General features: G+C 41.4%; 1 protein-coding gene. It reads right to left on the reverse strand.

The annotated features are described in order from the left end of the window. Positions 1-56 precede the first annotated feature (56 nt). Entirely contained in the window at positions 57-26555 is a 26499-nt protein-coding gene (locus EO115_RS05165) for a YadA-like family protein (protein WP_126937917.1), read from the reverse strand. Positions 26556-26811 lie beyond the last annotated feature (256 nt).

Consider the following 26811-nt stretch of genomic DNA (forward strand, 5'->3'; position numbering starts at 1 on the left):
TCGACCCGGAAGGGTAGGGGCTTTTTGCATCTTCTAGGAAGTTACATCTTCAGGACTTATTTCATTCCCATAGCCTGCATCAACATTTTGATTTGTGCTTTCATTTCTTCATTGTCTTGAGCCATTTTGTTGTAAGATTCCTTCATTTCTTGGTTTTCTGCTTTGATATTTGCATTATCTACCAATACTTGTTCGTACGCTACTTTCGTGCGTTCGTTCTCTTGTTTCAATGCAGATACTTCATCTTGCATTACATATACAGAGGAGATCGGACCCGCTTTATAACGTTCAGGAATTGCTTTTTCTTCTGGACTCCAGCCAAATTTATGAGTCACGCCAGCATTCACCATATTTTGATGTTGACCTAATGTAACACCTACGTGGAACATAGTCGCTTCTTGCGTGTAATGTGCAAGGCCAATAGCCGCTGCTGTTTCATTACGATAATTACCAATGCCCGCCATGATTTGTGTCGGTTCTAATGGGTCATATTGTAATGGTTTCAACGCTGCTAAAGCGGCTGCTTTCGCACCAGCTTTATAAGCTTCGCCAGTCGCTTGGTTCAGAACATTGTTCGCTGTAGCTTTCAACTGATCAACGTTTACACCATCAGTGCCATTGATACCAGGTGCCACATTCAGAATGCGGTTGCCGCCGTTATCTAAGCCATTTGCTGTCAATGTCACAGGAGGGTTCGCTTTGCCATTAGCATTGTTGGATTCAATCACCACACCCAATGGTGTCACATTCGTCGTAATCGCCGGTTCAGGTTTACCATCTTTGCCAGGACGATATACAGTGTATTCACTGCCTGATCCGTCATGTTTCACAGATGTATTAAATGTTGCCGGTTTACCTGTTTTCTCATCGATTACAGGTTTCACCTTGCCATCTTTGTCGATGAAAGTAGGTTTAAATACGCCTGTATAATCGGTAGAACCATCACCCATGTGAACGTTTTTCGCCAACTTAACTGTCATGGACGCCGGTGTTTTCACCGTTCCATCTGCATTTTTAACAGCTTCCTTCGCAATGACGCCGATATTATTGTCAGTCAACTTAGCCGCATCTGCGCCACCATTGATATTCAATACTTCGCCAAGGCCAACCACAGCCGTCACATCTTTGTTATCGCCTGTGAATTTACGAGCCTCTGCCAAACGGTCGCTAACCACTTTCAATTGATCTTCCGTCGCTGCACGGCCAGATACAACAGTTGGTTTTGCTACATTCCAGTCTTTGTTTTGCAAGCCTGTTACAAATCCTTGTTTTCCGTCAATGGATACTGCTTTATCGTCAGCTTTGCCACCACTGAAAGTAGTCACTCCCTTATCTTTGAACTCAACTTTGCCGTTGTTTTCTTTATTTGTAATGGAGTTGATGCTTGTTAAATCACTAGCTAATTGTACTTTTAACTTGCCATCCACATTGTTTACACCAATGTTGTTGTCCGTTAATTTATCCTTAGCTGCACCACCAATAATATCTACCGTTTGGTTTAATTTCTTAGCAATCACTTTGGATTTGTCAGTGCCTTGTGCATCATCACCAGCATATTTCATGCCGTCGTCCATCGTAGCTACTTCATGTTTTACTACAACTTCTTTACCAGCATTGTTAGGATCCGGATGTTTCGTTTCATATACGATACGAGTCATACCGTCTTTACCATTAGCGCCATCTGTGCCGTCTACACCAACAACACCTTTGTCGCCTTTAATAGAAAGACCATTTTTACCATCTTTACCGTTCAAGCCGATAGATCCGTCTTTGCCGTTGATCACAACTGCAGAGCCGTCTTTACCGTTCACGCCGATGATACCATCAGAACCTGGTTTACCATCTTTGCCGTTAGCACCTGGTGCACCTTTTTCACCTACTGTTACCACTGCATCTGTGCCAGGTTTGCCGTCTTTACCGTCTTCACCTTTTACAGTGATCGTGTTAGTTGTAACGGATTTAGATGTTAAATCTTTGTTCAACTTCACGGTTACTGTTGTATTGCCTTGTCCATCTTGTTCAATGGATGTTAATACGTTTTTACCGTCGTAGTTTTTGTCTGCATCCGTAGCACCTGCTGGAATTTCCGCAGTACCTTGGATTTTCACTGTAGAGCCAAGTTTATTTGTTTTCGCTCCGCCAGTGTTTGCATCAAAGACTAAGCCTTTGTCCACTAAACCAGTCGTAGCAGATTTCAATTGGTCTTCTGTCGCTGATCTGCCAGATACAAATGTTGGATTTGTTACATCCCAAGTTTTGTTATCCAAGCCAGTGATGAAGTTGCCTTCTGTCGCTGTTGCATCAGCCGCCGGTGTTGTACCATCCGCACTTGGTGTTACAGATTGTTTACCTACGGTCACGCCAGAAGCTACCACTTGACCTTTACCACCATCTACTTTCACAGTATTCGTGCCAGTACCTGCTGTCACAGTCGCATTCGTACCGTCTACTTTCACAATGTTATCACCAGTGCCCGCTGTCACGGTACCTGCTGTGCCATCCATTGTCACTTGTTTCGTAGTATCCGTACCCAATGTCACTTTGTCAGCTAAGCGAATATCATAGTTATTATGACCATCTTTCGCTGTTGTCACCGTTAAGGAAAGATTTTTATTTACATCTTTGTCTTCACCGTTTACAGACACAGTTGTTTTCGCTTTGCCAACTTCATCTTTTAACTGTTTCACATTAACCGCATCCGTATCATCTGTACCAGCCACTACATTCGTGATTTTATTACCACCATTGTTTAAGCCAGCATTTGTTAAGGATACGCTAGGACCTGTACCTTTCGATGGGCTAATTGTGATACCGTTAGGGCCTGTCACCGTTGTGGTCGTACCATCAGTCGTCGTTACTTTGCCAGCCTCTACTTTCGTTATCGTTTTACCATCAGCGTTCGTAAATTCAGCGCTTGTTAAGCCTGTCAATTCTTTCGCCAATTTCACTTCCACAGTAGAACCGTTCGCATTCACGCCGATATTGTTATCAGATAATTTAGTTTTATCTGCGCCACCAGTGATATTAAAAGCGATACCGCCTTCTTTATTCAAGGCTTGTGTATCTGTTTTAGACGCATTGTCCGCACCGAATTGGATTGTGTTATTCGCTACTGCTTTCGCTGCATCAGATACAGTTTTCAACTGATCTTCTGTAGCTGCACGGCCAGATACAAATTTCGGATCTGTTACGCTCCAATCTTTATTTTCAAGACCTGTGATAAAGTTTCCTTCTGCCGCAGCGTCTGTAGCTGTTGGAGTTTTACCATCTGTACTTGGTGTAGCAGATTGTTTACCAATCACAACACCACCAGTGACAGCGCCTGTTGCATCTTTCACGCCATTCACACGGGCTACTGTCGGTGCCACTTCAGTCGTATTAGTACCGTCTGTGAAAGTCGCACCTGTGCTACCTACTTTGGATTCGTTAGCACCGTCTTTCACAGTTAAGCCTGCGTTGTTCACCACAGAGTTGCCTACTGTCATGGAGCCAGTATTCGTTAAGTTTAGATGTTTGTTCAAGCGAAGTGTCAACGCATCTTTACCATCTGCTTCTACTAAGATATTACCCTCAGCGGATGCAAATGTTTTAGCCGCTTCCTTCGTCACACCTTCACCAACGATATTCACCAATGTGTTCAAGCGATGTTTATTCACAGTGTCAGAGTTATTACCAGCGAAACGTAAGCCGTCGTCCATAGTAGCCACTTGACGTTCTACTACTTTTTCAGTATTCGTCGCTGGGTCAATTTCTTTCGTTGTGTATACGATACGAGTGATGCCGTCTTTACCGTCAACACCTTTTTCACCACGAACGCCTGGAACTCCATCAGCACCATCTTGACCATTGTAGCCATCTTTCATGCCGATATCTAAGGATTTGCCTGGTTTTCCGTCAGCACCTTTCGGCCCCGTTAAGCCGATTGTGCCGTCTTTACCGTTGATGACAACAGATTTACCGTCTTCACCTTTGGCACCGATTTTACCATCTTTACCATTGATGACTACGCTATTACCATTTTCACCTTTAGGGCCAGTCAAACCGATAGAGCCATCTTTGCCGTTGATCACAACTGCAGAGCCGTCTTTGCCGTTGACGCCGATAACACCGTCAGAACCTGGTTTACCATCTTTACCTGCTACGCCTGGTTCACCTTTTTCACCCACAGTCACTACTGCATCTGTGCCAGGTTTTCCGTCTTTGCCGTCTTCACCTTTTACAGTCACAGTATTCGTTGTTAAGGATTTAGATGTTAAATCTTTATTCAACTTGATTGTTACTGTGCTATTGCCGTCAGTTCCTTTTTCAACAGTTGTCACTACGTTGTTGCCATCGTAGTTGTCATCTGCTGTTACATTAGCCGTACCAACGATGTTCACAGTGGAACCAAGAGCATTTTCAACAACTTTTTTACCACCAGCTGTGGCAGGAAGGTTCGCACCGAAGGACAATTTGCCTGTACCAATTTGACCTTGAATTACTTTCAATTGTTCTTCCGTAGCTGCACGGCCTTTTGTTGCGAAGTCAGCTGCATCCAACGTTGTATTCGTTAAACCAGTGATATCACCTACAGAACCATCAATAGCAATTGGTTTACCGTTGTTGCCAACAGTGACTTTACCAGCTTTACCGTCGATTGTGACAGTTTTATCTCCAGCTGCTGCACCGCTACTGAAAGTAGTTACGCCATCTGCACCGAACTCAACTTTACCAGAGTTTGCACCATTAGTAATGGAGTTGATGTTTGTTAACTCGCTAGCTAATTGAACTTTTAACTTACCATCTTTCGCATTCACGCCGATATTGTTGTCAGTCAATTTAGCTTTGTCTGCACCACCAACGATTTCTAAACGTTCGTTTAGTTTTTTGTTGATCACATTCGCTTCTACTGTGGTTGCAGTCGCTGCTTCGTAGTTATCACCGCTGTATTTTTGACCGTCATCCATCGTAGCTACTTCATGTTTAACAGTAGTTTCTGCACCTGTTTTAGGATCTGTATGTTTCGTTTCATATACGATACGAGTCATACCGTCTTTGCCATTAGCTCCATCTGTGCCGTCTAAACCAACTGCACCTTTGTCGCCTTTCATAGTAAGACCATTAGCACCATCTTTACCATTCATGCCGATAGATCCGTCTTTGCCGTTGATTACAACTGCGGAGCCGTCTTTACCATTTACGCCGATAGAACCATTAGAGCCATCTTTACCTGCTTCGCCTTTTTCACCGACAGTCACTACTGCATCTTTGCCGTCTTGACCGTTGGCACCTGGTTCACCTTTTACAGTTACCGTATTAGTTGTTACAGATTTAGATGTTAAATCTTTGTTCAATTTCACAGTTACCGTTGTGTTGCCAGTAGTTGGATCTTGTTCGATAGATGTTAATACGTTTTTACCGTCGTAGTTTTTATCTGCATCCGTAGCACCTGCTGGAATTTCCGCAGTACCTTGGATTTTCACAGTAGAGCCAAGTTTATTTGTTTTCGCTCCTCCAGTGTTTGCATCGAAGACTAAACCTTTGTCTACTAAACCTGTTGTAGCAGATTTCAATTGATCTTCCGTTGCTGCACGGCCAGATACAAATGTTGGATTTGTTACATCCCAAGCTTTGTTATCTAAACCAGTGATGAAGTTACCTTCTTCTGGTGCGATAACTTTACCTGGTGTAGGAACAGTTTCTGCTGGTGTTACAGATTGTTTACCAATCACTACGCCGTTAGTCACTGTGCCATCTGTACCATTCATACCGTTCACACGAACTACTGTCGGTGCCACGCTAGTTGTGTTTGCACCATCTGTGAAAGTAGCACCTGCGCTAGTCACTTTAGATTCGTTAGCACCGTCTTTGACAACAGTACCTGCATTAGTCACTTTCGTTTCCTTAGCGCCATCTTTTACAGTCAATCCTGTTGTATCTAGAGTAGATTCTCCACTTGTTACCTTGCCATCTTTGCCGTTGATAGTAACAGTTTTATCGTCTGCTGCTCCGCTACTGAAAGTAGTCGACCCATCTGCACCGAACTCAACTTTGCCATTGCCTGCTGCATTAGTAATGCTGCTGATATTAGCAAGGTTTTTGTTCATTTTTACAGTCAATGTTGTTGTACCATTAGCTGCGACTAAGATATTGCCACTTGCAGATTGGAATCCATCTACTTGATCTTTAGCAACACCTTCACCAACGATGTTCACCAATGTGTTCAAGCGATGTTTATTCACAGTGTCAGTGTTATTACCAGTAAATTGTAAGCCGTCGTCCATAGTAGCTACTTGACGTTCTACTACTTTTTCAACTTTCGTTACTGGGTCAACTTCTTTCGTTGTGTATACGATACGAGTGATGCCGTCTTTACCGTCAACACCTTTTTCACCACGAACGCCCGGAACTCCATCAGCACCATCTTGACCATTATAGCCATCTTTCATGCCGATATCTAAGGATTTACCTGGTGCACCATCAGCACCTTTCGGGCCCGTTAAGCCGATTGTGCCGTCTTTACCGTTGATGACAACAGATTTTCCGTCTTCACCTTTAGCTCCGATTTTACCATCTTTACCATTGATGACTACACTATTACCATTTTCACCTTTAGGGCCAGTCAAACCGATAGAGCCGTCTTTACCGTTAATCACAACTGCAGAACCGTCTTTACCGTTCACACCGATAACACCGTCAGAACCTGGTTTACCTTGTTTGCCTTCTGCACCTGGTTCACCTTTTTCACCGACAGTCACTACTGCATCTTTGCCGTCTTGACCGTTAGCGCCTGGTTCACCTTTTACAGTTACCGTGTTAGTTGTTACAGATTTAGATGTTAAGTCTTTGTTCAACTTGATAGTTACCGTGCTATTGCCATCAGTACCTTTTTCAACAGTTGTCACTACGTTGTTGCCATCGTAGTTGTCATCTGCTGTTACATTGGCAGTACCAACGATGTTCACAGTGGAACCAAGAGCATTTTCAACGACTTTTTTACCACCAGCTTTGGCAGGTAGGTTAGCACCGAAGGACAAGTTGCCAGTGCCCAATTGACCTTGGATTAATTTCAACTGTTCTTCCGTAGCCGCACGACCTTTAGTACCAAAGTCTGGTCCTGTTAACGTTGTATTTGTCAAACCAGTGATATCACCTACAGAACCATTAATAGCAATTGGGTTACCGTTGTTGCCAACAGTCACTTTACCAGCTTTGCCGTCGATTGTCACAGTTTTATCGCCAGCTGCTGCGCCACTACTGAACGTAGTTACACCATCTGCACCGAACTCAACTTTGCCAGAGTTTGCACCATTAGTGATGGAGTTGATGTTTGTTAACTCGCTAGCTAATTGTACTTTCAACTTGCCATCTTTAGCATTCACGCCAATGTTATTGTCAGTCAATTTAGCTTTGTCAGCGCCACCAACAATTTCTAAACGTTCGTTTAGTTTTTTGTTGATCACATTCGCTTCTGCTTCAGTTGCAGTCGCTGCTTCGTAGTTGTCGCCGCTGTATTTTTGACCGTCATCCATCGTAGCTACTTCATGTTTTACGATAGTTTCTTTGCCAGTGTCAGGGTTTGTATGTTTCGTTTCATATACGATACGAGTCATACCGTCTTTACCGTTAGCTCCATCTGTGCCGTCTAAACCAACTGCACCTTTGTCGCCTTTCATAGTAAGACCGTTTGCACCATCTTTACCATTCATACCGATAGAGCCGTCTTTACCGTTGATCACAACTGCAGAGCCGTCTTTACCGTTGACGCCGATTGTACCGTTAGAACCATCTTTACCCGTTACACCTGGTTCTCCTTTTTCGCCTACAGTCACGACTGCATCTCTGCCGTCTTGACCGTTAGCGCCTGGTTCACCTTTCACAGTCACTGTATTGGTTGTTAAGGATTTAGATGTTAAATCTTTGTTCAACTTCACAGTTACGGTTGTGTTGCCGTCAGCATCTTGCTCGATAGATGTTAATACGTTTTTACCATCGTATTGTTTATCTGCTTCGCTAGCATTTGTTACATCGGCACTACCTACGATATTCACAGTGGATCCAAGTTTGTTAGTTACAACTTTATCTCCACCAGTTTTCGCAGGAAGGTTAGCACCGTATTTCATGCCTTTATCTGTCGCATCAGTCACTGCTTTAGCAATACTTGCGTCAGACGCATTTTTAAGGTCAGATACGTTAACTGCAGATTTACCTGTTACAGGGTCTTTCGCTGCGGCTTCTAATTTTTCAAGATACGTTGCATCTTGTTTTGGTTGATTTGTCGCATCTTTCACTACAGTCGTATCGATAGCAGAACCTACATTATCTACGCGTTTTGCCTCCGGTGTATTCACTTTCGTATGAACATCACCTTCATACTTAGTACCATCTGCATTTTTGAAAGTACCATCTGGTTGTTTGAATACTTGCTTACCAGCGTTATCTACGTAAATCAAGGCTTGGTCTTGTGCCACTTGTTTCGTGTTCAAGGATACTGTTACATCATCGCCATTAGCAGCTGTACTAATGTAGTTGCCATCACCTTTGATATTGAATTTCACATTGCCATCTTTCAATGATTTAGCCGTTGTTGTACCAGTAGCCGTATCATCGCCAAGAGCAATGGTGTTGTCTACCTTGGATTTCAAGTCTGACAAATCACTAGATTTAGCAATGCCTGCAATAGTAACTTCAGTTTTATGATTAGTATCCGCAGCATCTTCTACTGTTAACTTAACAGTATTGTCATCGCCTACTGTATATTTACCTTCAGAACCAGCTGTTGGATTCACCACTAAACGATAGTCGCTGCCAGATTTAGCAGTAATAGCTTCGGAGATTTTTTTCAATTGATCTTCCGTTGCTGCACGGCCAGATACATAGCTAGGACTTGCCACATTCCAGTCTTTGTTATCTAAACCAGTAATGAAGTTGCCTTCTGTCGGTGTTCCACCAGTTGCAGGCGCTACACCATTCTCACCTGGTGTTACAGATTGTTTACCAACTGTAATATCGTTAGCTTTCACAGTTCCTGCTTTACCGTCAAAGCCTACAGTTCCTGTTGTAACTTTACCATCTTTACCATTGATAACAACAGGTGTATCTGTACCATTAGCATCGTTGTTGCCGCTACTGAAAGTAGCCACGCCATTGTCTTTGAACTCAACTTTACCATTACCTGCTGCATTAGTAATGCTACTGATATTAGCAAGGTTTTTGTTCATTTTTACAGTCAATGTTGTTTTACCATCAGCGGCGACTAAGATATTGCCACTTGCAGATTGGAATCCATCTACTTGTTCTTTCGCAACACCTTCACCAATGATGTTCACTAATGTATTCAAGCGATGTTTGTTTTCTGTATCAGAATTGTTACCAGTGAAACGTAAGCCATCATCCATAGTAGCTACTTGATATTCTTTATCGCCTTCTGTGTATACGATACGAGTGATGCCGTCCTTGCCGTCAACACCTTTTTCGCCACGAACGCCTGGAACGCCATCAGCTCCATCTTGACCATTGTAGCCATCTTTCATACCGATATTGATGGATTTACCTGGTGCACCATCTGCTCCTTTCGGACCAGTCAAGCCGATAGAGCCATCTTTACCGTTGATGACAACTGCAGAACCGTCTTTACCGTTCACACCGATAGTACCGTTAGAGCCATCTTTACCATCTGCACCTTTTTCACCGACAGTCACTACTGCATCTTTGCCTGGTTTGCCGTCTTTGCCGTCTTCACCTTTTACAGTTACCGTGTTAGTTGTTACAGATTTAGATGTTAAATCTTTGTTCAACTTCACAGTTACTGTTGTATTGCCGTCAGTATCTTGTTCGATAGATGTTAATACGTTTTTACCATCGTATTGTTTATCTGCTTCTGTTGCATTAGTTACATCTGCACTACCTACGATATTCACAGTGGATCCAAGTTTGTTAGTTACAACTTTATCTCCACCAGTTTTCGCAGGAAGATTAGCACCGTATTTCATGCCTTTTGCCACAACTTCATCAGCTGCGTTTTTAAGGTCGGATACGTTAACAGCTGCATTTGGATGGTTGCCCTCTTTCGCCGCTTCTGCTAAACGTTCTAAGAATGTTGGATTTTGTTTATTTCCTGCACCTTCTGGAACATTTGTATTAGCAATGGCAGAGCCTACGTTATTAAGGATGGTATCTCCTTTTGTTGTATCTTTCGCAGCAGATTGAACTCGTGTTTCCACATTTTCTGGTGCTACTTCTGCGCCATCTGCTGTATGGAACTTGCCATCTTTATCTATGGTTACTTTTTTACCGTCTTTTGTTGTATATACAACAGGTAATTGAGCACCGTCAACAACAGCTTGTTTATTTACTTTCACATCGTAAGCATGTGCATCTGCTGTAGATGGTGTCACGGTAACCGTACCATCTGCATTGGATACTGTTGTAATCGTATCATTATCAGTACCTTTTTCAGCACCGATTGTGATGACACCGTTTTCTTGAGTAACTTTTACTGAACCGCTACCTTTAAGAGTAATTCGTTTATTTTCGCCTTCTGTACCAGTTGCTTGTGGGTCTACTTTATCTGTAGATGTACCATTGTTAACAGCTAAATCCCACAATGCAGTTTTATCTGCTTTGTTATTAACTTCATCGTTAACTGCTTTCAACTGATCTTCTGTGGCTGCACGACCAGATACAGCTGTTGGATTTTTTACATTCCATTCCGTATTTTGTAAACCAGTTATATAGCCTTGTTTACCGTCAATAGATACTGGATGATCGCCATCTACTTTCACAACACCATTGTTATCGAATGTTACTTTACCAGATCCAGCTCCATTCGTAATGGAAGAAATGTTACCTAAGTTGCCTGTTACGTTTACTTTGTATGGCTTAGCTTCTGTACCTTCACCTTCAACAGTTGTATTTGTACCAGCTACTAATTTTGTTTTAGCTACAGATACTTTGTAGATTGTTTTACCCTCTGTATTTGTATCTTTATCTACAGTAACATTATCTGCTCCATCCGCAGCTTTTACTTCTACTGCATCTTTAGCGATATTGGCAACTGCTTTTTTAGATACGCCTACACCATAACGAGCATTAGCTGTTTTATCTGTTGTACCATCCATCATAGTTACAGTAGCGATATTTTCATCACCAGTTTCAGCATCTGCTTTAGTAACAGATTCTACTTGTTTGTCTGCAGAAATAGTATATGTCGTTTGACCCGTTTTCTCGTCTACAGCTGGTGTGCCAACAGAAATACCTTCGCCAGCTTGGATTTTTGTTCCTAAGCCAGTGATAACTTTTTTACCTGCATCTGTAATATTGGATAAATCATTTTTCGCTACACCAGAGATCACAGCTTTAGTATCAGCTACAACTTCACCATTACCATTTACATAGGTTAATGTCACATCACCATTAGCATCTACAGTGTATTTTTCTGTATCTGTTGTTGGTTTGATGTGAAGTTCTTTGCCGGCTACTGCATTTAATTGGTTTACATTAACAGCATCCGTACCATCCGTACCTTCTGCCACGCCAGTAATTTTAGCACCGCCAACGGAGATTGTACCTGCGTTTGTGCCTTCACCCGCATTAATAGTCAATGTTGTTCCACCGTTGGAAATAGTTAATGGGCTCGTACCTTTACCCGCAATGGAATTGATGCCTGTTAAAGAGTCTGATAATTGAACTTTCAACTTACCGCCATCTGCATTAACTCCGATGTTGTTGTTAGTCAATTTGTCTTTAGCTGCGCCACCAACAATTTCTAAACGTTCGTTTAGTTTTTTATTGATTACATTCTCTTCTGCTTTGGTTGCAGTCGCTGGTTCATAGTTATCACCACTATATTTTTGACCGTCATCCATCGTAGCTACTTCATGTTTTACGATGGTTTCTTTGCCAGTGTCAGGATTTGTATGTTTCGTTTCATACACGATACGAGTCATACCATCTTTACCGTTAGCGCCATCTGTGCCGTCTAATCCAACCGCACCTTTGTCACCTTTCATAGTAAGACCGTTTGCACCATCTTTACCGTTCATTCCGATAGATCCATCTTTGCCGTTAATCACAACAGCAGATCCGTCTTTACCGTTCACTCCGATTTTACCATCAGAACCATCTTTGCCTGGTTCACCTTTTTCACCTACAGTCACTACCGCATCCCTGCCATCTTGACCGTTAGCGCCTGGTTCGCCTTTTACAGTCACTGTATTGGTTGTTAAGGATTTAGATGTTAAATCTTTATTCAACTTCACAGTTACTGTTGTGTTGCCGTCAGCATCTTGTTCGATAGATGTTAATACGTTTTTACCATCGTATTGTTTATCTGCTTCTGTCGCATTGGTGACATCTGCACTACCTACAATGTTTACCGTAGAGCCAAGTTTATTAGTTACAACTTTATCCCCACCAGTTTTCGCAGAAAGGTTTGCACCATATTGCATACCTTTATCGATCACTTTTGCAGTGACAGCGTCAGCTGTTTGTTTAAGATCAGATACATTAACTGCTGCATTTGGATGGTTACCCTCTTTTGCCGCTTCTGCTAAACGTTCTAGGAATGTTGGATTTTGTTTATTTCCTGCACCTTCTGGAACATTTGTATTAGCAATGGCAGAGCCTACGTTATTAAGGATTGTATCTCCTTTTGTTGTATCTTTCGCAGCCGATTGAACTCGTGTTTCCACATTTTCTGGTGCTACTTCTACGCCATCTGCTGTATGGAACTTGCCATCTTTATCGATGGTTACTTTTTTACCGTCTTTTGTTGTATATACAACTGGTAATTGAGCGCCGTCAACAACAGCTTGTTTATTTACTTTCACATCATAAGCGTGTGCATCTGCTGTAGATGGAGTCACTGTAACTGTACCATCGGCATTGGATACTGTTGTAATCGTATCGTTATCCACGCCTTTTTCAGCTCCGATTGTGATGACCCCATTTTCTTGAGTAACTTTTACAGCACCGCTACCTTTAAGGGTGATTCGTTTATTTTCGCCTTCTGTACCAGTTGCTTGTGGATCTACTTTATCTATAGATGTACCGTTGTTTACTGCCAAATCCCATTGATTTGCTTTCACTTCATCTAATACTTGTTTAGATGCCACATCGTTGATAGTAATCGTTTCAGGAGTACTATTAGGTTGTTTAGTATCCTTAACTTTTAAAGCAATCGTTCCATCATTTGGTTTATATACACCATCAGTACCTGCATCCGGATTTGGAATCAAGCGGAAATCTGTTGTAGACGCTGCGTCAGCAATGTCTTTTACCGCTTTTAATTGTTCTTCCGTGGCTGCACGATTAGATGTACCAAAACCTGCTACATCTAACGTTGTATTTTGTAAACCAGTGATTTGACCTTGTTTACCGTCAATGGATACCGCTTTAGCACCATCTACCTTCACAACGCCATTGTTATCAAATGTCACTTTGCCAGTGTCATCTGTATTAGTGATAGATGTAACCTTAGTAAGATCACCCGCTACCTTAACTTTGTATGGCTTAGCTTCTGTACCTTCACCTTCAACAGTTGTATTTGTACTAGCTACTAATTTTGTTTTAGCTACAGATACTTTGTAGATCGTTTTACCCTCTGTATTTGTATCTTTATCTACAGTAACATTATCTGCTCCATCCGCAGCTTTTACTTCTACTGCATCTTTAGCGATATTGGCAACTGCTTTTTTAGATACGCCTACACCATAACGAGCATTAGCTGTTTTATCTGTTGTACCATCCATCATAGTTACAGTAGCGATATTTTCATCACCAGTTTCAGCAAGTGCTTTAGTAACAGATTCTACTTGTTTGTCAGCAGAAATAGTATATGTCGTTTGACCAGTTTTCTCATCTACAGTTGGTGTTCCAACAGAAATACCTTCGCCAGCTTGGATTTTTGTTCCTAAACCAGTAATAACTTTTTTACCACCATCTGTAATATTGGATAAGTCATTTTTCGCTACACCAGAGATAACAGCTTTAGTATCAGCTACAGCTTCACCATTACCATTTACATAGGTTAATGTTACATCACCATTAGCATCTACAGTGTATTTTTCTGTATCTGTTGTTGGTTTGATATGAAGTTCATTACCTGCTGCATCTTTGACTGCTTTGGCAATACTTGCATCAGACGTTTTCTTAAGGTCAGATACGTTAACAGCAGATGTTCCTGTTACAGGATCTTTCGCTGCAACTTCTAATTTTTCTAAATACGTTGCGTCTGGTTTTTCTTGACCTGCATCAGTAGTTACTTTTGCTCCATCAATTGCAGAGCCTACGTTGTCTACACGTTGCGGTACTGTTGTATTTACTTTCGTATGAACAGTATCTGTATACTCGATACCTTTATCGTTGTAGAACTTACCGTCTGCATGTTTAAATACTTGGTTGCCATCTTTGTCAACATAGATGAAAGCTTGTGTTTCGCTAACTTTATCTGTGTTTACTTTCACATCATATGCATGTGTGTTTCCGTCTACATTATCAACGGTAATAGTACCGTCAGAGGATTTTACAGTTGTGATTGTGTCATTATCTACGCCTTTTTCAGCGCCGATTTTGATCACACCATTTTCTTGGCTAACAGTAACACCACCAGTACCTTCGATAGCAATTCGTTTGTTATCCGTTGCTTGTGCACCATCTTGTGGTGTTACATTTGTGATAGTATTGCCTGATTTAACAGCCAAGTCCCACAATGCAGTTTTATCTGCTTTGTTGTTCACAGTATCAGTAACAGTTTTTAATTGATCTTCTGTAGCGGCACGACCAGATACATATGTAGGATTTGTTACATTCCATGTTGTGTTACCAAGACCTGTTACATAGTTGCCAGTTTCAGATGTACCACCTGTTGTAGGAGCTACACCAGTTGTACTTGGAGTCACTGTTTGGTTACCTACTACAACACCTGCTGCTGTTAATTGACCTTTAGATCCGTCAACTTTCACAGCGTTAGTACCAGTACCAGCTGTTACGCTAGCATTTGTACCGTCTACTTTCACAATGTTGTCACCGGAGCCTGCTGTTACAGTACCTGCTGTACCATCCATTGTGACTTGTTTAGCTGTTTCAGTGCCTAATGTCACCTTGTCAGCTAAACGAACGTCATAGTTAGTATGTCCATCGGTTGCTGTAGTTTTAGTTAAGGAAAGATTTTTATTAGCATCTTTACCTTCATTATTAACCGTTACAGTTGTTTTCGCTTTGCCAACTTCATCGTTCAATTGTTTTACGTTAACAGCATCAGAATCACCTACGCCTTTAGATACATTGGTAATTTTATTACCGCCATTATCTAAGCCATTTTTCGTTAAGGATACCGTAGTTGTTGTACCTGCGGATGGCTTAATCGTGATTCCCTCTGGACCTGTTACCGTCGTTGTTGTGCCATCCGTAGTTGTCACTTTACCAGGAGTGATCGTCGTCGTACCTTCTCCTTCTTTCGTCACTTCTACTTTCGACAACTTAGTAATAGAATCGTTTAGGCTATATGTGAAGTTTTTGCCATCTTGTTTGATTTTTAGGTTTTTACCAGCGATGAAAGCTACTTCATTATCGTTTGTGACATGTTCGGATGTTGGATTAGAACCTGTTGCTTGTTCACCACCATCGGCCACATCAGAAGTTGCGTACCAGCCAAGGTTCGCTTTTAAGTCAGTTACAGTTTTTGTTAATTGAGATACGTTAACTGCATCCTTAGGATCTGTACCTTCTGCCACACCAGTAATTTTTGCACCGCCAACGGAGATTGTACCTGGTTTTGTTCCTTCGCCATTGTTAATCGTTAACGTTGTATTACCATTGGAAATCGTTAATGGGCTTGTACCTTTACCTGCAATGGAATTGATGCCTGTTAAAGATTCTGCCAATTTAACTTTCAACGCACCGCCATCTGCATTGACACCGATATTATTATCAGTCAATGTTCCTGTGGCACCGCCAAGAATTTGCAATTGTTCTCCTAATTTCTTAGTGATTCCATTTTGCTCAGTTTCTGTAGCAGTCGCCGCTTTATAATTATCCCCAGCATATTTCATGCCTTTGTTTGTAGCATCAGTGACTGCTTTAGCAATGCTTGCATCAGATGTTTTCTTAAGGTCAGATACGTTCACCGCAGATTTTCCTTTTGTTGGATCTGCTGCAGCTTCGGTTAATTTACCCAAGAATGTAGTATCTGTTGTTGTACCATCTGGATCAATAGCAGAACCAACGTTGTCTACACGTTGAGGTGCTACTGTATTTACTTTCGTATGAACAGTGCCTTCATACTTAGTGCCATCTGCATTTTTGAAAGTGCCATCAGGTTGTTTAAACACTTGTTTGCCTTTGTCATCTACGAAGATTAACGCTTGTGCTTCTCCCAATTTTTGAGCATTGACTTTCACATCATATGCATGTGTATTTCCATCTACAGTATCAACAGTGACAGTGCCATCAGTAGATGTAACAGTTGTTACAGTATCATTATCTACGCCTTTTTGAGCGCCGATTGTAATGACACCATTTTCTTGCTTAACAGTAACACCATCTTCACCTTTCAAGACGATACGTTTGTTTTCACCTTCTGTGCCAGTTGCTTGTGGTTCTACTTTATTTGTAACAGTACCATTGCTAACTGCTAAATCCCATTGATTTGCTTTTACAGTATCTAATGCTTCTTTGGATGCCACATCGTTAATAGTAATCGTTTCAGGAGTACTATCAGCTTGTTTAGTATTTTTAACTTTTAAAGAAATGGTTCCATTATCTACTTTATACGCACCATTGCTACCTTCTACTGGATTTGCAATTAAACGATAATCTGTTGTAGACGCTGCATCAGCAATGTCTTTTACCGCTTTTAATTGTTCTTCCGTAGCTGCACGATTAGCCTTAGCAAAATCTGCGGCAGTTAGAGTTGTATTTTGTAAGCCAGTAATTTGACCTTGTTTACCATCAATAGATACTGCTTTATCACCATCTACTTTCACAACGCCATCACCAGCAAAGCTTACTTTGCCAGTGCCATCTGTGTTAGTGATAGATGTAATCTTAGTAAGATCACCTGTTACATTTACTTCGTATGGTTTAGCGTCTGTACCTTCACCTTTAACAGTTGTATTTGTCCCAGCAGATAATTTTGTTTTATCTACAGATATTTTGTAAATCGTTTTACCAGCTGTTGTTGTATCTTTATCTACAGTAACATTATCTGCACCATCTGCAGCTTTTACTTCTACTGCATCTTTAGCGATATTAGCCACGGCTTTTTTAGATACAGCTACGCCATATTTTGTATTCGCTGCGTCTTGATCACCAGTCACTAGGCTTACTTCTGCAATATTTTCATCAGTTGTGTCAGTTAATGTTGCTTTCACAACAGATTCTACTTGTTTATCTGCAGAAATAGTATATGTTTTCTTACCAGTCTTTTTATCTACAGTAGGTTCTCCTACTGTAATACGGTCGCCTGCTGCAATTTCTGTACCTAAAGCAGTGATGTTTTTCTTGCCAGCATCTGTGATGTTGGACAAGTCATTTTTAGCTACACCAGAGATGACTGCTTTCGTATCAGCTACAGCGTTTCCATCCCCATTTACGTAAGTTAATGTTACATCACCATTTTCATCTACAGCATATTTTTCTGCATCTGTTGTTGGTTTGATGTGAAGTTCTTTGCCTGCTACTGCATTCAATTGGCTCACGTTAACAGCATCTGTTTCTGCTTCACCATTTGCCACACCAGTAACTTTTGCACCACCAACGGAGATTGTGCCAGGTTTTGTTCCTTCTGGTGCATTGATAGTCAATGTTGTACCACCATTGGAAATTGTTAATGGACTTGTACCTTTACCTGCAATGGAATTGATGCCTGTTAAAGATTCTGCTAAACCAATTTCTAATTCTCCATTAGTATTTTTAGTACGAATATTATTGGCTGCTGTATTACCAGCAACAGTTCCTTCACCTTTAACTTCTAACGTTTGGCCTAACTCTTTGCTAATTACATCCCCTGTATTACCTTGGAATTTCATTCCTTTTGTAGTAGCATCCTCTACTGCTTTAGCAATACTTGCATCGGATGTTTTCTTAAGGTCAGAAACGTTAACCGCTGCATTTGGTGTATCCGCATTAGCTTTATTTAATTTTTCTAAATACGTTGCATCTGGCTTTTCTTGACCTGCATCAGTAGTTACTTTTGCTCCGTCAATGGCAGAACCTACGTTGTCTACACGTTGAGGTGCTGCTGTATTTACTTTCGTATGAACAGTGCCTTCATACTTAGTGCCATCTGCATTTTTGAAAGTGCCATCAGGTTGTTTAAACACTTGTTTGCCTTTGTCATCTACAAAGATTAAAGCTTGTGCTTCTCCCAATTTTTGAGCATTAACTTTTACATCATATGCATGTGTATTTCCATCTACATTATCAACAGTGACAGTACCATCAGTAGATGTAACAGTTGTTACAGTATCATTATCTACGCCTTTTTGAGCCCCGATTTTGATGACACCATTTTCTTGCTTAACAGTAACACCATCTTCACCTTTTAAGACGATACGTTTGTTTTCGCCTTCTGTGCCAGTTGCTTGTGGTTCTACTTTATCTGTAGATGTCCCGTTGCTAACCGCCAAGTCCCACAACGCAGTTTTATCTGCTTTGTTGTTCACTTCATCGTTAACTGTTTTCAACTGATCTTCTGTAGCTGCACGACCAGATACAGCTGTTGGATTTTTTACATTCCAGTCAGTATTTTGTAAGCCAGTTACATAGCCTTGTTTACCATCGATAGATACTGGATGATCGCCATCTACTTTGACAATACCATCACTAGCAAAGCTTACTTTGCCAGCACCTGCGGTATTTGTTATGGATGTAATGTCAGTTAGATTACCTTTAACGTCCACTGCATATGTTTTAGCTGTGCCATCTGTACCTTCTTGTACAGTAGTATTCTTACCATCGATGACTTTTACCGCTTTTTTAGCTTCATTTTGGATGATAGTTTTACCACCATCCGTAATGTTGGTCAAGTCATTTTTCGCCACACCTTTGATCATTGCTTTACGGTCTGCAATAGCCTTGCCATTGCCATCTACGTATGTTAATTCAACCTTACCTTCAGTGCCAGTTACTTCATACTCTTTATTTTCAATAGAAATATCTTTACCTTTAGCAATATTTTCTACTGCTTTTTTAGATACACTTACACCATATTTTGTGTTAGCTGCATCTTGATCACCAGTCACTGGGCTTACTTCAGCAATATTTTCATCAGTAGTATCTGCTAACGTTGCTTTTACAACAGATTCCACTTGTTTATCTGCTGTAATAGTATACGTTTTCTTACCAGTAGTAGCATCTACAGTAGGGTTTCCTATTGTAACACGGTCGCCTGCTGTAATTTCTGTTCCTAGAGCAGTGATATTTTTCTTACCACCATTTGTGATGTTGGACAAGTCTTCTTTTGCCAATCCTGTAGCGCTCACTTTTACAGAACCATTGCCAGCTTTAGTAATAGCAATATTATCACCATTCACAAGGTTAACTTGTTTATTATCTGGATCTACCACTGTGCCATTCGCCGCTAATTTCCATTCATCAGCTTTTTTCGCCAATCCAGCATCATTGAAAGTAAGTGTTACATCACTTCCTTTAGCAGTAGTCGTAATATAGTTAGTATCACCTTTGATATTGAATTTTACATCATTAGCTAACGTTTGTTTATCAGTAGCAGAGTTATTATCCCCACCTAAAGTGATACTACGGCCTACCAATGCGTCTAAAGCAGTTTTAGATGCGATATCTTTTAACTTAACAGTATTAGTAGCGTTTGTTATCTCGTCTTTTACAGTTAAATCAATTTCACCTGCATTACTTACAGTATATGCGCCACCACTATTTGCCTCTGGATTTGCAATCAATCGATAATCTGTGCTAGATTTTTTATTCAACTCAGTAGTTAGTGTTTTCAACTGATCTTCTGTAGCAGCACGGCCACTTACGTATACAGGATTTGTTACATCCCAAGTTGTATTTTGCAATCCAGTCACATGACCTGTACTGCCGTCAATGGTAACAGGTTTTCCGCCATCGCCAACAACAACTTTACCTAATTTACCATCGATGCTAACAGGTTTGTCACCTGTCGCTGCACCACTTGTGAAAGTAGTGACACCATCTGCACCGAAGGCTACTTTACCATTTCCAGCTTCATTAGTGATAGATTTGATATTACCCAAGTCACGTTTCAATTTGATGTTAACAGTGGTATTACCATTATCTTGTTGTACCGTCGTTAATACGTTGCTTCCATCAAAGTTAGTAGCATCCGTTTCTGTAGCGCCACCTTTGATTGCCACAGTACTACCTAATTTATTTGTAACAGGGTTAGCACCGCCAGCGGCTTCAGAGATATTAGCTCCGTATTTCATACCCGCATCTACTACAGATTTAAGGTCACTTACATTGACCGCAGCGTTAGGGTTATTAGTCGGTTTTGCAGCCGCTTCCAAACGCTCTAAGAATGTTGGGGATAGATTATCTGGTCCCACTCCTTGCGTTTGAATCGCAGATTTTACATTATTAAGTACCGTTGGTGATGTAGTGCTATCTCCATTCGCATTCACTAGACGAGATTGTACATTATTAGCTAGTACAGCACGTTCACCTGCCACAGGTTCTTTCGATTTATAGAATTTGCCATCGGCACGTTTGTACAAACGATTACCTTGTGCATCGGTGTACACAACAATACCATTTTGGCTTTCCCCTTCAATAGTAATCGTATTGCCATCTGCAGTAACCGTAACATTACCTTTACCTTTCAAGTTGATGCGCTTATTGTCACCTTCCACGGCTTGAGGTGTTACTTTTGTTGACGTGCCATCAGTCGCTACAACGCCTAAATCCCATAATGCAGTTTTATCAGCTTTATCAACAACGGCATCGCTAACATGCTTTAATTGGTCTTCTGTGGCTGCACGGCCAGATACTGGTGTTGTCGTACCCACAGTCCAATCTTTATTTTGTAAACCAGTAATATGTCCTTCACTGCCGTCAATGGTAACAGGTTTTCCATTATTACCAACAATAACTTTACCTTCTTTGCCATTGATCGTTACCGTCTTATCTCCAGCAGTTCCGCTACTGAAAGTACTTACTCCATTCGCACCGAAGGCTACTTTGCCATTACCTGCAGCATTTGTGACGGAAGTAATCTGAGTAAGATCGCCAGCTACATTAACTGTATATGGATCAGTTTCTGTACCCGTACCACCTACCGTTGTATTCGTACCGGCTGCTAATTTTGTTTTATCTACAGATACTTTGTAAATCGTTTTACCAGCTGTTGTTGTGTCTGCTGTTACATGAACATTATCTGAGCCATCAGCAGGTTTTACATCCACTGCACCTCGAGCGATTTCGGCTACTTTTTTCTTAGATACGCCTACACCATAACGAGCATTGGCGTCTTTATCATTTCCAGTAACCATGGAAACAGTAGCAATGTTTTCATCACCAGATTCTGCTGCTGCTGTGGTAACAGATTCTACTTGATCTGCAGCAGCTATGGCATAGGATTTTTGACCTGTTTTGTCATCTGTGGTTGTAGTTACCGTAATATTTTTACCAGCAGTAACTGTTGTGCCTAGACCAGTGATAACTTTTTTACCTGCATCTGTAATGTTAGATAAGTCGTTTTTCGCTACACCTTTGATAGTCGCTGTTGTATTAGGTACAACGCTTCCATTACCATCGGAATAGGATAAAGTAACATCACCATTTGCTTTAGGAGTATACTCCATTGGCGTAATATGTAGTTCTTTATTTTTTAAATCAGCTACAGTACTATTTAAATCTTTTACGTTCACCGCGGCCGTAGGGTTATTCGTAGCTGCTACACTTAAACGATCTGTAAACGTTGGAGCTGTATTACCAGTGACGCCTTGTTTTTCGATGACAGACTTAACATTATTGAATACAGTCGCGTCTGTTGTTGCTGTTTTACCCGCTCCAGGGGCTGTGTTTACTAACCGGGCTTGAACATCTGCTACCGGTTTTGAACCAGCCGGTGGATTTTCCGTTGTATAGTACTTTCCATCTGTATGTTTATACACACGATTGCCTGCTGCATCTGTGTACACTACTGGCATAGAATCTAAAATTTTGCTACCACTAATCGTTACTGTGCTACCACTAGCCGTCACAGAAATACCGCCATCTCCTACTAGGTCTATACGTTTATTCGTATCAGTACTTGGCGCCACTCGGTTGATATTACCATCAGCGCCCTTAGCTCCTAAATTCCATGTAATCGCATCTAATTGAGATTTATTCACTGCATCATTAGGATTTACCCCTGCTTGAAGGTTCGTGATTGGCTTATCATTCATATTAATGCCATTGTAGGACATAGATGGACCTGCTTCTGTTGTAGCCGTATCACCATTATATTTGTACGTATTGAAACTACGCGATTGTAAATCGGATTTCATGCCGATATATACTTTATTCCCAGCCGCAAAGGTTCCAATATTTTTGGTTTCCATACGATCTGCACCGGAACCCCATTTTTCATTGGCCTTACTACCTGTCACTTCCACTTGCGGTGCCGCTTTGGTAGGTGTTACTACACCATCATTATCGCCTTTGAAAGTTGTTGTAAACACACTGTTTAGTGTATTTTTTGCAGACTGCGTCAAATCCATAGTGATTGTATTATTATTCGCAGTGGATGTTAAGTATGTACCATCACCTTGTACAGTTAACGTTTGGTCATGTAAACGCACATCAGCACCCGATGCATCCGTTGAGTTACCAGCAATTTTTAAATTCATTGCTTTCAATTGCGCTACGTTCACTGCATCTGTATCCTGAGTACCAGCAGATAAATTAGTAATTTGACGTAACTTGTCAGCTGCACCAACAGATACTGAGCCTAAACCAGATTTGGAGGCTGTAGCACCAGACACAGCATTTGCATAATTATTTCTACGGCTAGTAGCTGGATCCCAACCATTTACACCTGCAGCAATACCTGCTACAGATTCAGAACCAAGTGCTACAGAGCCTGCTACGGATGCACTCGCGCCATAGCCTAATGCAAGACCATTCACGGCAGATACAGTGGCACCTTTACCAAAGGAAGCACCACCTGTTGCACTTTTTTGAACTGTAGCATCTGCACCGACTGCTGTAGAATGTTGAGCATAGGCTTGTGCATATCCGCCAAGAGCTGTTGCATTTTGATGTTTTGCCTTAGCGCCTTGACCAATAGCCACGGCTTGCCAGTTATTAGAGCCATCTAATTCAGTGCTAGCTTGATAACCGATAGCAATACTATTTCCGCCTTGAGCCTTCGCCTCTCTACCTAAGGCAACGCTGTTGGAGCTTGAAACCTGAGCACTTCTACCAATGGCAACACCGCTGTCAGCTGTTGCTTTAGCCTCTGTACCGATAGCAATGACTTCTTTTTCTAAGGCTTTTGCATAACGACCCATAGCAATACTATTGGTACCAGCACGTTTATTCTCAGCTACTTCTACCAGAGCATTAGAACCAATAGCAATTGAGTTTTCCCCATTAGTTTTTGCCACAGAACCAATAGATACACCATCGCCACCTTTTGTAACCGAATTATAACCAATAGCAATATCTTGATCACGTCTTGCTTCTGCAGATTCACCAATCGCAACAGTACGAGTTCCTGTCCAGTTGCCATCTGCTACATCTTTATCTTTATCATCAATAGCTAAACCAGTTTTGGCAGCTTTACCAATCGCAATACCACTTGTTCCATTAGCAAATGCAGTACGACCAAAAGCAATCGACTCAGTTTTTCTAGCATCCGAGTTACCGCCTATCGCTAATGCACCCTCTGCTCTTGCATTAGATAATGCACCTACTGACATAGCATCTTTGCCAACAGCCTCAGCACTTAGTCCCAGAGCCATAGAGTTCTGTCCACGAGCTTTTGCAACTGAACCTATTGCAATAGATTGCAGCCCACCAGCATATACAGTCGTACCTAGACCGATAGAGTATTGACCATATGCACCAGATCCTGTACCGATAGCAATTGCTGATTGTGCACTCCTGTCAGCTTTAGCATATTTGCCTAAAGCCATATTATTAGAACCTAAAGCTTGATCATTAAGATAGTTTGAGTTACGAGCTTCTAATGCATTTCCTGACGCATCCCAACCTATCGTTGAAGTTGTTCGTTCATCCGCTTTTTCTGCATTATTGACAGACAAGAAATGAGGATCTGTTTCACGCCATGCACGTAATTGCGCTACTGTTACTGCGTCTGTATCTAAGGCACCTGGTGCTACGTTTGTGATACGACGTAATGCACGAATTTTTTTATCAACCCCATTATCATCTTGAATTGTAACTTCTCCACCACCTACAGACACTACACCTAAATTTAATTTATCTAGTTTTTGAAGTTGTTTACCCATCTCTGTGCCACGTGGCAAGAATGATGGTACATTAGCGCCTTCTTGTTCTTCAGATATAGGTTGTCCATTAGCACCATATTCATAAATTGTTGTAGGATCTGTGTAGTTTGCATATGGATTGGCGCCCTCTTTTAATTTAGGAGCCATACCTCGATAGTAATCCGTGGATCCTGTACCTAATACAATGGAATTTTTTCGGTTAGCAGAAGCATCCTTACCGATAACAATACTTTGATCGTTATTAGCCTTTGCTTTATTACCAATAGCAATGGTATCTGTTGCATCGGCTTTAGCACTTGTACCTAATGCCAAGCTATCAGCACCTACCACACTAGATGCATTACCGATGGAAATAGATCGCTTACCGCCTGTACTTACGTTAGCATTATCACCGATAACAATAGAGCTAGCTGCATAGGTTGAACTACTATTACCGATAGCAATACTTTTATCAGCTAACCCATTAACCGCTGCATTTGCACCTAATGTGACACTATTCTTTGCTAAAGCTTGCGCTGATTTACCAATCGCTATGGACTCTTTACTGTCATCAGCCACATTCGCTTGTGAACCTAAAGCAACACTATCTACAGCATTTTTCCCAACAGTGGTCGCAAAACCCATGGATAATGAGTTCACTGAACCTGTTCCAATTTTTGTAGATTTACCGACAGCCGTACCATTTTCTGCTAATACAGATGAGTGATAACCAATGCCTACAGAGTTATCTCCTAATACCTCTGCTCTATTACCGATAGCAACGTCACCAGTACCAAAAGTAGACGATTGTACACCCATCGCAATGGATTGCGCATCATGTGCTTGCGCACCGACACCTACCGCAATGGATTGGTTCGCATTTTTAGCAACTTGTGCTGCCGCACCTAAGGCGATACTACCATCTGCTTTAGCCACCGTTGCCACACCTTGGGCAATACTGCCATCGCCTTCGGCTACAGTTAAGTTACCAATGGCTAAGGAGTTACTACCTTTTGTCGTCACTACTGTATTGACAGTGGACTTAACTTTATCATTCAGTTCCGTGTTATTATTAAAGTTATCATTTAAGAACTTACCAATACCACCAGTGCCTGCTGAATCCAAGGCAGTTTTCAACTTTGTATTATCTGTGTCATTAATTAAGTCTATATAATCTTGCTGACCTTCTAACGCTGTTTTAGCCTCTGTATATTTTTGATGAGCAAGGTTATAGGCATCTTCTAATTCCTTGATTTTAGTAGCCGGTGTCGCCGGATTGATACGCGCTGATTTCAACGCCACCTCTGCCGCTTTATCATTCACTTCTGCAAGTTTAAATAGTCCCAATTTATCCATTGTATCTGCAGATAAACGAGAGGAGTTTGTAGCAATAGCTGATGCTAATGCCTCGGAACCCGCAGTACTAGCATTGGCAAATGTATTGTAACCAAGTGCTAAGGACGCCGTACTACCTGCGTTTGTATTGTAACCAACTGCATTGGAACCATGTCCTAAAGCAGCAGAATTACTGCCTAAGGCTAGGGAATAATTAGATTTAGAGCGTGCATCGTGGCCTACCGCTACAGATTCATGGGCTAAGGCTTTTGATGTTAAACCGATAGCCAATGCATCAGATCCTTCAGCTTGTGCTCGTTCTCCTAAGGCTAATGTACCAACACCATCTGCATGTGCATTACCACCTAAGGCAATGGCCCCTGCACCTCTTAAAAATACATCTTCACCACCAGCAATATTACTACCTTGATATGTCACATATCCTTGGTTAACCGTTAGTCCTGTTCCTGTTTGAGTACTGGCAGTAGCCAATGGACCATGGTATAGCAGGGCATATAAATCTTTAAATGTAATATTGGAATCCTTCACTTTAGAGTTAAGAATACTTTGATTCTTTTCCGCGCTTGTAGTACCACTATAACTACCAAGCACCCCCATATTCTGAAATGCCTGCCACAATAAATGGGTAGGCACAACCGCATGTACCGTACTAGGCACGCTAACCCCAATGCCCCCTGTAATCAAGAAAGCGATAACAGCCCCTTTGGTATACTGGCCTTTGTCTTTTAATGCTCGTTTTAGAAAGCGTTCACATTCTAAAAATATTTGGCTCGATTTCATACAACCTCCACATACATAACTATCCTTCAACTCTAACACTTGTGTTCACAATTTTGTAAACTCCCACGATTAGAGAATCGTATCCTTTGTTTCATCCTATGCTAGTCATTACGAATCATAGATATACGATACACAACTTTGTCGTTACACTCGCCCGACAATCATTTGCCATTTATAAGCAAATACATCATCATGCGTTCACGCAACGTAGCATAGTCTAGTAAAAAAATTTTAATCATTAGTTTTTATTATACAC

It is taken from the genome of Veillonella sp. CHU740 (assembly GCF_003992055.1).
Classification (GTDB): domain Bacteria; phylum Bacillota; class Negativicutes; order Veillonellales; family Veillonellaceae; genus F0422.

What these genes read in the sequence shown, in the direction of transcription:
- EO115_RS05165 (WP_126937917.1), bottom strand. Translation starts at nt 26,555, where the DNA reads ATGAAATCGAGCCAAATATTTTTAGAATGTGAACGCTTTCTAAAACGA.